This is a genomic window from Veillonella faecalis, from assembly GCF_024677885.1.
Taxonomy (GTDB): domain Bacteria; phylum Bacillota; class Negativicutes; order Veillonellales; family Veillonellaceae; genus Veillonella; species Veillonella nakazawae.
This window is the reverse complement of record NZ_JALBWL010000001.1, coordinates 805,930-818,427: the sequence shown is the minus strand read 5'-3', so window position 1 is coordinate 818,427 and position 12,498 is coordinate 805,930. Positions and strand designations below refer to the sequence as shown.

11 protein-coding genes, 1 tRNA gene and 1 rRNA gene are annotated in these 12,498 nt (G+C 37.9%); 11 read left to right on the top strand and 2 right to left on the bottom strand.

Features of this window, described 5'->3' with window-relative positions; genetic code table 11:
* Positions 1-5: 5 nt before the first annotated feature.
* Positions 6-122, top strand: a 5S ribosomal RNA gene (gene rrf / locus MOQ65_RS03835).
* A 658-nt stretch (positions 123-780) separates the two neighbouring features.
* Here the strand turns inward: rrf and MOQ65_RS03830 are convergent.
* Together MOQ65_RS03830 and MOQ65_RS03825 are read right to left on the bottom strand one after the other, a co-directional pair.
* Positions 781-990 (bottom strand): TOBE domain-containing protein, encoded by a 210-nt coding sequence (locus tag MOQ65_RS03830; protein WP_105085362.1) that lies wholly within the window; start codon positions 988-990, stop codon positions 781-783.
* Between the two features lie 101 nt (positions 991-1,091).
* Positions 1,092-1,165, bottom strand: a tRNA-Gly gene (locus tag MOQ65_RS03825).
* Between the two features lie 136 nt (positions 1,166-1,301).
* Between MOQ65_RS03825 and MOQ65_RS03820 the strand changes: the two genes are divergently transcribed.
* The 10 genes from MOQ65_RS03820 (at position 1,302) to MOQ65_RS03775 (ending at position 12,482) form a co-directional block, all read left to right on the top strand.
* Complete coding sequence (locus tag MOQ65_RS03820; RefSeq protein WP_257846699.1) at positions 1,302-2,627, top strand: PepSY-associated TM helix domain-containing protein; 1,326 nt, start codon at positions 1,302-1,304, stop codon at positions 2,625-2,627.
* Positions 2,628-2,819: 192 nt separating this feature from the next.
* Positions 2,820-3,974 carry a Na+/H+ antiporter NhaA gene (gene nhaA / locus MOQ65_RS03815; protein ID WP_005387138.1) on the top strand — a complete coding sequence of 385 codons (1,155 nt, stop codon included), beginning with the start codon at positions 2,820-2,822 and terminating at the stop codon, positions 3,972-3,974.
* A 28-nt stretch (positions 3,975-4,002) separates the two neighbouring features.
* A complete protein-coding gene (nhaA, locus tag MOQ65_RS03810; protein ID WP_005387137.1) occupies positions 4,003-5,175 on the top strand; it encodes a Na+/H+ antiporter NhaA in 1,173 nt (390 codons plus the stop codon).
* A 255-nt stretch (positions 5,176-5,430) separates the two neighbouring features.
* A complete protein-coding gene (locus tag MOQ65_RS03805; RefSeq protein WP_005387136.1) occupies positions 5,431-6,039 on the top strand; it encodes a peptidoglycan-binding protein in 609 nt (202 codons plus the stop codon).
* 224 nt (positions 6,040-6,263) lie between these two features.
* Positions 6,264-7,082, top strand: coding sequence for a pur operon repressor (gene purR, locus MOQ65_RS03800; protein WP_257846698.1), 819 nt, complete (start codon positions 6,264-6,266; stop codon positions 7,080-7,082).
* Positions 7,083-7,210: 128 nt separating this feature from the next.
* A complete protein-coding gene (gene glmU / locus MOQ65_RS03795) occupies positions 7,211-8,584 on the top strand; it encodes a bifunctional UDP-N-acetylglucosamine diphosphorylase/glucosamine-1-phosphate N-acetyltransferase GlmU (protein WP_227283819.1) in 1,374 nt (457 codons plus the stop codon).
* A gap of 126 nt (positions 8,585-8,710) precedes the next feature.
* Positions 8,711-9,664: a ribose-phosphate diphosphokinase gene (locus MOQ65_RS03790; protein WP_005387130.1), complete on the top strand. Its 954-nt coding sequence runs from the start codon at positions 8,711-8,713 to the stop codon at positions 9,662-9,664.
* Positions 9,665-9,674: 10 nt separating this feature from the next.
* Complete coding sequence (pth, locus tag MOQ65_RS03785) at positions 9,675-10,253, top strand: aminoacyl-tRNA hydrolase (protein ID WP_257846697.1); 579 nt, start codon at positions 9,675-9,677, stop codon at positions 10,251-10,253.
* A gap of 58 nt (positions 10,254-10,311) precedes the next feature.
* Positions 10,312-11,793 (top strand): aminotransferase class I/II-fold pyridoxal phosphate-dependent enzyme, encoded by a 1,482-nt coding sequence (locus MOQ65_RS03780; RefSeq protein WP_257846696.1) that lies wholly within the window; start codon positions 10,312-10,314, stop codon positions 11,791-11,793.
* Between the two features lie 2 nt (positions 11,794-11,795).
* A complete protein-coding gene (locus MOQ65_RS03775; RefSeq protein WP_105085371.1) occupies positions 11,796-12,482 on the top strand; it encodes a dTMP kinase in 687 nt (228 codons plus the stop codon).
* The last annotated feature ends 16 nt before the right edge of the window (positions 12,483-12,498 follow it).

The window sequence follows — 12,498 nt, the reverse complement described above, 5'->3', positions numbered from 1 at the left end:
ATAGATTCAGTGGCGATGGCTATGAGGATCCACCTGTTCCCATCTCGAACACAGTAGTTAAGCTCATAAACGCCGAAAGTACTTGGCTGGAGACGGCCTGGGAGGATAGGAAGCCGCTGATTGCTTAAAGGCACACCTGAGGGTGTGTCTTTTTTTTGTTGTATGGCTTCCTATCCTCCCAGGGTACCTGGTAAGCAGGGCAGTAGAAGATGGAGAAGCGAAGCGACGACAGATTCACTGCATCGCTTAGTTCGGAGCGTAAGATGGACATGTAGCGAAGCTACATAAGGCCATCCACAGCGACGAACACCCAGTATCCTGGAGAGAAGAACCGTACATGAGAACTCGCTGATTAACGAAATAGAGGGTCAACCCTAAAGGATTGGCCCTCTATTTTTGTGCTCTAACGAGCACATTCTAATTCCTTCTAGAGCCGTCTCCAGCCAAGGTTGTAGAGGTACTATCTATCTAAGTGTCCGTGTCAGACGGAGCTGGGAAGGGTAGGGCAGTAGAAGATGGAGGAGTGAAACGACGACAGATTCACTGCATCGCTTTCTTCTGAACGTAAGATTTACCGAACTGCGAAGCAGAGAAGGGAAATCCACAGTGAGGATTGATAGGAAGTCGCGGTTAGTGGTAGTCAAAGTCTTAGAAAACGGTAACGCGGCACAACGTGCCAATGTTACCGAACCGTACATTAGTTGAGTAGCAACAAATTTATGTAAATAAACTATATCTAATCTATACAAAAAAAGAGCCGCCGAAGCGACTCTAGTTTTATTATTCTACACCAACCATTACGCTAGTGGATTTGATAACAGCCACAACTTCTTTGCCAACTGTTAAGCCTAATTCCTTAACGGATTGAACTGTAATATCAGCTGTAAGAATGTTATCGTTACCTACATTAATCTTTACAATTGCGTTTACAGCACCTTCTTGAATTTCAACGATTGTACCTTTTAATTGGTTTCTTGCGCTTAATTTCATGGAGTACTCCTTGTAAAAAATATACAATATAAATTTATATTTATTATATCATTATACAAAAAAATAACCGTGATGTATATCACATCACGGAATTTTATATATGGAGCGGGCGAAGGGAATCGAACCCTCCTCTCAAGCTTGGGAAGCTCGCATTCTACCGATGAACTACGCCCGCATTATGTACATATTGTATCATACAATAATATTTACATTCAAGTGGAGCTTGTTTATATACTCAATACCTATAGTAGTATCTGTATTGTACTGATATAAGAATAGATGTATAAAATAATGAGGAAGGAGGCATATGTATGTCTAAGATTTATAAAATCCATAAATGGTTATCTATAGTTTCTGTGATATTTTTCTTAATGTTCTGTATTACAGGGCTTATCCTCATGTTCAGAACTGAATTAAATGCGTGGGCTCAAGGGGGCACGAACCATACCTCATCTTCAATGGCTATGGGGCAAGAAGAGACACCTATTTTTGATTATGCTGATGAAGGGGCTCTACTAGTTAAGGCAAAATATCCGTCAAAGGATATTTTAAATATTTCTCCTGCCATGGGTGCTTCACATCTTTTACGGTATCGTATTATTGAATCATCAGCTACCGTAGCACCTCCAGCACGTATGGGTATGGGAGGGGACTATGCATTATATAATCCTGAAACAAAGGCTCTCATTACTACCCATCATGAAACACCTGCGCATCCTTGGGTTCGAAGTGTGTTACATACGCTTCATCAATTACATACTCGATTAGATCTTGGCAAAACAGGAATTTATATTGTAACGATTTTATCTTTAGTATGTGGGTTATCTATTATTTCTGGTGTTTTTTTATATGGTCCATTTCGTAAAAGCTTTGCAAAATTTACTGTATTGTCTAACTATATGAAACTAAGTACATTACATCGAGAATTTGCTATGGTTGCTACTGTATGGGGATTTATCTTATGTATTACAGGTGTATGGATAGGTGGATTTTTTATTGCCAATGACAGCTATAATGCAGATGTACTACATACTGCAAAGCAAGAGCTTTCATCGGATCAATCCGAAATTTTACAACCATCCGAAGCTATTTCTCGCATTATGAAAGCTTATCCAGATCGTCAGCTTATATCTATTGATTATCCATCCAAATTTAATGACCATCACTATGCATTTTATTTAGGTGCTGAAAATGATGATGATCCTGCTATGTTTTTGGGACAGCCTGTCTATGCTAATTTACATGCTGATTCTGCTAAGGATATGTATTCTACAAAAACAATACCATGGTATTTTACTGGTATGACTACAATGATTAATCTCCATATTCATAATCATAATACAATGGTGCTTAAAATATTATGGGCCATCTGGGATATAGTTCTTATTATAGGTATTATAACAGGCATTATGATGACTATTATAAAGAAATTTGTTAAATCTCGTGCTATGGAATCTAGAGCACCCGTTGAGTTACAACATGTTTGGCGTAAACCTATCCTTTATAGTATTTTAGTTCTCCTAGGTTTTATTGTGCCTCTTTGGTCTGATCCAATCACAAATAGTATAGCTGCCATTTGTTTAACCATTCCACTTATTGGATTCTTAATTTCTCTGATCAGAGGGAATAATTATTAATCAGTATTTTATTAGCTTGCTCCATAAGTATAAGTATGTCGCAAATGTTTGATTACTCTAGACTTAATCCGCATGGTTCATCATTAGTTTATTGATTATTTTCGAAGTGAAATGATATAATAAATTTAAATAAATAGTTTTTATGTATAAAATTCTGTATTTATATTTATAATTGAGAAAGTGGTAGTTACTATGAATTATATAAAAGCATTTATTCAGTCTGAATCATCTGGCGGTATTATGCTCTTACTTGCCGCTATTCTTGGTGTTATTACAGCAAATTCTCCTCTAGCAGAACAGTATTTCGCCTTAATGCATGTGTATTGGGGACCTATGGATATACTGGAATGGGTTAATGATGGGTTAATGGCACTCTTTTTCCTATATGTAGGGCTAGAGATTAAATCAGAAATGATTTCTGGCGAATTGAATACAAATTCAAAAAGAGTATTACCACTCTTAGCTGCTTTTGCAGGTGTTGTTACACCTGCTTTAGTATATTTCTTAATTGCTGGTTCTGTCCCTGAGTATACCCATGGATGGGGGATTCCAACAGCTACAGATATTGCATTTGCCATAGGTGTTATTATGATGCTTGGTAAACGTGTATCTCAAGCTATGAAAGCTTTTCTTTCTGCCTTAGCTGTTATTGATGATTTAATTGCTATTATCGTTATAGCTATCTTCTACGGTGCCGGCGTAGATTTCCCGTATTTGATTGGTGCCGCTATCGTAACAGGCGCATTGTGGTATACTAATAAACAGGGGTATGTGAGACCTGTATTATATGGTGTATTGGGTGCAGTTCTTTGGTATTTTGTATTAAAGTCTGGCGTTCATGCAACTATTGCTGGGGTTGTCTTAGCTATGACGATTCCTGCAACAGGTAAACTTGATGGTGAAACAGTATATCCTATGCATAAATGGGCAGATAAACTGAAGCATTGGGTTAATTTTTTAATTATTCCTTTATTTAGTTTCTTAAATGCAGGGGTATCCTTTGCTGATGTTTCTGTAGATCATTTATTCCATCCTGTTGTACTAGGCGTTTCATTAGGCCTTATTTTAGGTAAACAGTTTGGTATTTTCTCTGCAGTTTTCGTTTTAGTTAAATCTAAGATTATCAAGATGCCTACTAATACAACATGGCCAGAGGTTTATGGTACTGCCATCGTTTGTGGTATTGGTTTTACTATGAGCTTATTTGTAGCTACATTGGCATTTCCACCTGGTGTCAATCAAGAAATGGCTAAAATTGGTATCTTTATAGGTTCTATTATTTCTGGTTTATTAGGTGCTATAGTTTTAATTTTGGCATATAAAATAAGAACTTTTAAGCATAAATAATGAACGTATTATATTAGGAAGGAATCATATGGAACGGATATTTGTATTTTTACGTTCTCCTGGTTCGGCGACTGCTGTTCTACTAGGAGCTACACTTATTGCATTAATCGTAGCAAACTCTCCATTGGCGACACAGTATATGTCACTTGTTAATTTGAAACTAGGTCCACTAACAACTATGGAGTGGGTAAATGATGCATTAATGGCGATTTTCTTCCTCTTTGTTGGGTTAGAAGTAAAGCGTGAATTGGTAAGTGGCGAGCTTAATACGAATGCAAAGCGTATTATGCCAGGTATTGCTGCATTATTTGGTGTGTTAGTACCTGCTATTATTTATTATCTTATTGCAGGCTCTAGTGAAGTGTATGTTCATGGTTGGGCTATTCCAACAGCGACAGACATTGCTTTTGCTATAGGTGTTATAACTGCATTGGGATCTAGAGTTCCTAACTCTATGAAGGTCTTTTTGACCGCCTTAGCTGTTATTGATGATTTGATTGCTATTATCGTTATTGCTATATTCTATGCATCAAATCTGAATCTTTTCTATTTATTTGGTGCCGTTGTTGTAACGGGTTTATTGATTTACTGTAATCGGTCTGGTTATGTTAGATCTTTGTCTTATATCATTCTTGGTTTGATTCTATGGTATTGTATACTTCGCTCTGGATTACATGCTACTATGGCCGGTGTAATCTTGGCGATGACAATTCCAGAACGCGGTAAGATTGGTCGTAAATATGTTAGACCAATGCAACATTGGGAACATTATTTATCTAACTGGGTAAGCTTTGTGATTGTTCCTATTTTTGCTTTCTTTAATGCCGGTGTAAGTCTTGCTGGATTCGGTGTAGCAGATTTAACACATCCTGTTGTTTTAGGTGTTGCACTAGGCCTTATTTTAGGTAAACAAATCGGTATCTTTGGTGCTATGTTTGGGATGATTAAGTTAGGTATTGTACCTATGCCAGCAGAAGCTAACTGGAAATTTATTTATGGTACCTCCATTGTATGTGGTATTGGTTTTACTATGAGTATATTTGTTTCTGTTTTAGCTTTTGATCCAGGTCATGCTCAAGAGATGGCTAAGGGTGGCGTATTAATAGGTTCCATCATTTCTGCCGTTATTGGCTATATTTACTTACGCATTATTGGTGCTAAGCGTAAGGAATGCCATATAGGTGTATATCATAACTGCTAAAATTAAATAGTTATTATAAAAGTCTCCATTATTGACTGTCTATAAAATCAAAACGTAAAAACTTTACTTGATTAGGTAGACTTTAATGGAGATTTTTCATTGCTATACTATATTTCTATGATATATATGTAGTACTAGATTTGAGATATAGTTAAAAACGTGCATTATATATGCATTTTTTGTATTGCTATCTCAATATGGTTTATAGATTATTTAAAACTGTATAGTATACTACTGATGTAAGGTGAGGTGTATATGGTTAAGAAAATAATTATCGCATGTACGCTTGTTTGTATGACTACAATGGTATCTTCCGTATCATTGGCAAAAACGATTGATCGGGGACAACGGGGGCACCATGTTAGCAAGGTGCAAACCATGTTAAAGCATCAAGGTTTTTTACATGATTCTGTAGATGGTATTTACGGTCATAATACGGAACAAGCTGTACGGAAATTTCAAAAGTCAAAGGGACTCGCTGTAGATGGTCGCGTTGGTCCTAGTACGATGAATGCTTTAGAAAAGATGGAGACTCGTTATGGTGGACATGGTACAGAATTAAGTCATAATGGTGTACCAAATAAATACTCTCGCGTTTTAACTATGCAAGCTAGTGCTTATTCTGCTCAAGATCCTGGCAATGGTAATTATACGGCTACAGGTAGTCGCTTAAAGAAGGGCATCGTATCTGTAGATCCAAAATTAATTCCATTAGGTACGCGATTATACATTGAAGGTTATGGTTATGCTGTAGCTGATGATGTTGGTGGCGCTATCAAAGGTCATAGAATTGACTTAGCTTATGATTCTCGTTCTGAAGCATTGCAGTTTGGTCGTCAAACTGTGAAGGTTTACGTTTTATAATAAAAACTCTCTAGTACATATAATAGTGTAATAGACTATAAGGTCTAAACTTACAGTATTATATGAGGACTAGAGAGTTTTTATTTTGCCGAATTATAATGTTTCTATAACCTCGAATATTCGGAAATTATGGTATAATAAACACAGATATATTTGAAATAACTCATGACATTTGTCACATGAGTGTAATCAATAGTTATATGATGAATGGTAAAGGAAATTCTATGGATAAAGTACGGCGTGTGGAACGCATGGTGGCAATGACTAAATTGTTAGTTGATTCACCGCAAAAATTGATTCCTTTAAATTATTTCTGTGACTTCTTTGGCATGGCAAAGTCTACGGTTAGTGAAGACTTAACCTGTGTGAGACAGTCTATGGAGCATTTTCAGCTTGGTACATTAGAAACCGTAGCTGGCGTAGCAGGCGGAGTGCGTTTCATTCCTCATCGTAAGGGTGCTCAAGCTAATGATATTTTACGAGATGTGCAAACTCGCTTGATGGAGCCAGACCGTATCATTCCTGGTGGGTTTATTTACATGTCTGATATCTTATATGATTGGCATGTAATGACACGCCTTGGGGAAATCATTATGACCCGTTTTATGGACCGCAACCCTGATTATATTCTGACCGTTGAAACAAAGGGGATTCCTTTAGCTGTTATGGTAGCTAGAGCGTTTAATAAACCTCTCGTTATTGCTCGTCGTGATAGTAAAGTAACAGAAGGGTCTGCTATTAGTATTAACTATGTAACTGGCTCCTCTGGGCGTATTCAAACTATGACGCTTACTAAACGTGCTATTCCACCGAATGCTAGGGTTTTAATTATCGATGACTTTATGAAAGCTGGAGGTACAGCAAAAGGTCTTAAAGAACTTGTACTTGAAATGAGTGGTATTGTAGTTGGTACGGGTGTTCTTGTAGCAACGGCAGAGCCAAATCCAAAGTTAATAGATGATTATGAATCATTATTTACTTTCTATGGCATCGATGAAAATACAAAGAAAATAAGTATAGAGCCAGTATTTGATGAAGAATAAACGATTAATATTACATCCATTATAGTTAGCTATAATAACTCTATATGGCGTTTTAGTTTGCTGGCTAATATGATGAGATTAATAGTGTAAATGGTCTAGATATAAGAGATAACAGATAGGAGATTACTATGAATATTGCAAGCCTTATTTTAGCTGCTGGTAAGGGTACACGCATGAAGTCTAAGTTGCCAAAGGTATTGCACAAAGTTGGTGGAAAAGCCATGGTGGAACGCGTTCTGGAAACTGTTCAATCCATCGGTACTAATCGTGATGTTGTTATCGTTGGTTTTGGTGGTGATGCAGTACAAAATTATTTAGGTAATCGCGCTGAATTCGTTCGCCAAGAAGAACAAAATGGTACAGGGCATGCTGTAAAAATGGCTCAACCAGTGCTTGGCGATTATGATGGTACAATCTTATTATTGTGTGGTGATACGCCACTCGTTACAAAGGAAAGCTTAGAGGCTCTTTTAGAGGAGCATAAAAACTCTGGTGCAGCTGCTACAATTTTAACAGCACATATGCCTGACCCAACTGGTTATGGTCGCATTATTCGTAATGAAGCAGGTTCCGTAGTTCGCATTGTAGAACAAAAAGATGGTAAACCAGAGGAATTAGCCGTTCAAGAAGTAAATACTGGAATGTACGCCTTTGATAGCAAAAAATTATGGCCTTGCTTAGATCAACTATCTGATGATAATGCGCAAGGTGAATTGTATATCACGGATGTAGTTGGTATTCTTGTAAATGGTGGCGATAAGGTAAGCGCTTATATGACTAAAGACTTTGAAGAGTCTCTAGGTGTAAACTCTCGCTTGCAATTAGCTGAAGCTGAGGCTATTTTAAAACATCGTAAAAATATTGAGTTAATGACAGCTGGCGTAACTATTATTGATCCTGCTAATACTTACGTAGCTCCAGAGGTAACAGTAGGGGCCGATACAATTTTGCATCCTGGTACAATCCTTGAAGGCGATACTGTCATTGGTGAGCGTTGTGAAATTGGTCCACATACTCGTTTAACAAATGTGAAGGTTGGTAATGATACGATTATCCACTTCACTTATGGTCATGACTGCGAAGTAAAAGATGGTGTAGATGTTGGTCCATATGTTCATTTACGTCCAAATACTGTACTAGGCAACAAGGTTCATGTAGGTAACTTCGTAGAGGTGAAAAATTCTAATGTTGGAGAAGGAACTAAGTTCCCACATCTATCTTATATCGGCGATAGTGATGTAGGATCTGGTGTTAATATTGGTTGTGGTACGATTACTGTAAACTACGATGGTAAAGTTAAACATCGTACGACCATTGGCGATGGTGCTTTTGTAGGCTGTAATAGTAACTTAGTAGCTCCTGTAACAGTAGGTAATTATAGCTATGTAGGTGCAGGCTCTACCATTACTAAAAATGTACCAGATAAGGCGTTAGCAGTGGGCCGTAGCAAGCAAATTGTGAAAGAAAATTGGGTAACTGACGATACTTTCAAAAAGAAATAAAAAAATATTATAATTTTTTAACACAATTTGGGCAAAATAGTATACAATAAAAAGGCAATAGTGTGTATCTGTAATGGATGATTATGGATAAGTAACCAATATAGGAACAAATGAAAGGGTAACAAAATGGCATTTGAAGACGGCAAAAAACTTAAAATTTTCACAGGTAATGCGAATCCTGCATTGGCAAAGGAAATTTGTGATTATTTAGGTTTGCCTTTAGGTGAAGCATTTGTAGGTCGCTTTAATAATGGCGAAGTACAAATTATGATTGATGAAAGCGTACGTGGCAAAGATGTATTTATCATTCAACCAACTAGCTATCCTGTAAACGATAATTTAATGGAATTAATGGTTATGGCTGATGCGTTAAAACGTGCTTCTGCTCGTCATATTACGGCTGTAGTTCCTTACTACGGTTATGCTCGCCAAGACCGCAAAACTCGTGGCCGTGAACCTATCACAGCAAAATTAGTAGCAAACTTGATGCAAACTTCTGGTATTACACGTCTTGTAACAATTGACTTGCATGCAGGTCAAATTCAAGGCTTCTTCGATGTGCCAGTAGATCATTTATATGGTGCATCCATTTTAGCTAAATATATTAATGAAAAAAATCTTGAAGATGTTATTGTAGTATCTCCAGATCTTGGCGGTGTTACAAGAGCTCGTGATTTGGCTGACCGCATTGGTGCGCCAATTGCAATCATCGAGAAAAAACGCCCTGAACCAGGCGTAGCTAAAGTTATGAACCTCATCGGTGATGTAAAAGGCAAAAACTGTATCATCGTTGATGATATTGTAGATACAGCAGGTTCTCTTGTAGAAGGTGCTAAAGCATTAGAAGAATTTGGTGCTAAATCTGTTATGGCTGCTGTTACCCATGCTGTATTAACAGATCCAGCAAGTGAACGCATTGCAAACTCCAACATTAAAGAGCTTATCGTAACAAACACAATGCCATTACCAGAAAATTGCAAATTAGACAATGTAACGCAACTATCTGTAGCTCCATTATTGGGTGAAGCAATTATGCGTATCTTTCATGAAGTTTCAGTAAGTAATTTATTTGATAAATAATAGGTGATTCTTGAAGTTAGTAGTAGGCCTTGGTAACCCAGGCAAGCAATATGAAGCGACAAAACATAATATTGGATTTATGGTCATCGATGCCATTGCGGATAGCGTTTCTCATACTCCTTGGAGAGAGGAACAAAAGGCAGAGGTGTGCAGTATTAATGTAGCTGGTGAAAAGGTATTGCTTGTAAAACCTCAAACATTTATGAATGCAAGTGGCGAATCTGTAGGCCCACTAATGCGATACTACAAGATCGATCCATCTGATGTGTATTGTATTTATGATGATATGGATTTACCGGTAGGCAAATTACGTATTCGACCAAATGGTAGTTCTGGTGGGCATAATGGGATTAAATCTTTAATTTCCCATATAGGAACAGAAAGTTTTCCCCGTTTTCGCGTAGGTATTGGTCGTCCATTGCCACAATGGACTGTCATTGACCACGTGTTAGCACCATTTAGTGAAGAATCACAAGAGAAGGTACAAAAAGGTATCAAAGATACAGTAAAGGCTGTATTAGGTACCTTAGAGGTGGGCATAGACAAAGGGATGAATCAGTTTAATCCTAAGCGTCGTCCACAGCGATAAATAACATGCAAAAGGGCATGAGTCTCATTGAGATTCATGCCCTTTTTACGAGGTATATATGAGCAATCAAGAGAAAATGCCTTTTGTAGAGGCTTTAGAATCATATAAGGAACAACATTTTGTGCCTTTTCATACACCGGGTCATAAGATTGGTGTTGAAGCGCCTCAGTTACTAAAAGACTGGATGGGACCGGCACTGCCATATGATTTAGGGGTTATGTATGCTCTAGATGATTTACATGAACCTGAACGAGAATTAAAAGAGGCTCAAGAGTTAACAGCTGAGTTATATGGTGCTGATTGTTGTTGGTTTTCTATTAATGGGACCACGGCCTTAATTGAAGCGATGATTATGGGGACCGTAGGTCCTGATGATATGATTATCATTCCTCGAGAAGCACATCGTTCTGTTATTAGTGGATTAGTGTTATCTGGTGCGAAGCCTGTTTATATGGATTGCCAATTTGATGATCGGTGGGGTATCCCTTTAGGTGTATCAGTGGAGGATGCTATTAAAACCATGGATGCACATCCAGAGGCCAAGGCGATTCTCTTAGTCTACCCGAATTATTATGGTGTAGGTGTAGATATTGTAAAGATTGTAAAAGAAGCGCATAAACGAGGAATGCTTGTTCTTGTTGATGAAGCGCACGGACCTCATTTACCATTTTCAGAAAATTTACCTGTTGAAGCCATTGAGGCAGGGGCAGATTTAGTAGCACAAAGCACGCATAAATCAGTCGGTTCTTTGACACAAACCTCTTGGTTATTAGGCCAAGGGGATAAAATCAATCAGCGTCGCATTACGCAAATGCATCAAATGCTACAAAGCACTAGTCCCAATTATATTTTCCTTGCCTCTTTAGATATGGCGCGTCATCAATTAGCCACCGAAGGTAAGGCGCTAATAAGTCGAACCGTAGAATTGAGCCTATATTTGCGTCATGAGCTCAATAAGATTTCAGGTATTACTACTATGGAATATATAGACATTCAAGAACGAGTAGTAAACTATGATTGTACAAAAGTACTAATTGATGCTAAAGCGCTTGGACTGACAGGTATTGAGTTTGAACGGATGTTGCGAGAATATCGTATTGAGGTAGAGTTAGTGCAAGCGCACCATGTGTTAGTACTCATTACTATTGGCGATACAAAAGAGTCTGTAACGTCTCTCATTCAAGCAGTACAAGCTATCAGTGATACGATATTACATACATCTAAAGTAGATAATAGTAACGTGGTGGAGAATGCAGAAAATCTTAGTAAAGATTCTTCATTGCTACCTAAGCCTATTGTGCGTGTAACTCCTCGCAATGCTATGTATGCTAATCGTGAGCAAGTGCCCTTACGAGATGCACTGCATCGTATTGCAGGAGAGACTATTGCTTATTATCCTCCAGGGATTCCTTGTGTAGCGGTAGGTGAAGAGATTAGCTCCTCTGTGTTACAATATATAGAGAATCGGAAGGCTCTAGGGTATGTGCCGAATGGAGCCGATGATATGTCATTGGAAACAATCTGGGTATTACAGGAGTAATTATGGGGACTTTAATCATATTAGAAGGCGGAGATGGTAGCGGTAAAGCTACACAAACTAAACTTTTAGTAGAACGCTTAACTAAAGAGGGGCATGCCGTTAAATCTGTGAGCTTTCCAAACTATGATAGTGGCGCTGCTATGCCTATCAAAATGTATTTAGCTGGTGAGTTTGGCAAAGATGTACATGATGTAAATCCTTATGTGGCAAGCTCCATGTATGCCATAGATCGCTTTGCATCCTTTAGAACTGATTGGGAAGAGTTCTATAAAAATGGAGGCATCATTATTGCAGATCGCTATACGACGTCTAATATGGTACACCAAATGGTTAAATACAATGATCCAAAGGAACGTACTGCATTTTTAGATTGGCTTGAAGACTTTGAATTTAACAAATTTGCTTTGCCCACACCTGATGCGGTATGTCTGTTAGATATGCCTCTCGAAGTGAGTGAAGCCCTTATGGCGGAGCGCACTGGTAAAACGGGCGGTAATACAGGGGATATTCATGAAGGAAATCATCAATATTTAGTAGCTGTTCACGATGCCTATGAAGAGCTAGTAGAACGCTATCAATGGCACCGAATTCCTTGTGCTACAAAAGATGATTCCAGTCAATATGCATTGCGCACCATTGAAGAAATTCATAACGATGTATATCAAGCAGTAGTAAATCTACTACCTTAGGATAGGGCGACTCTTT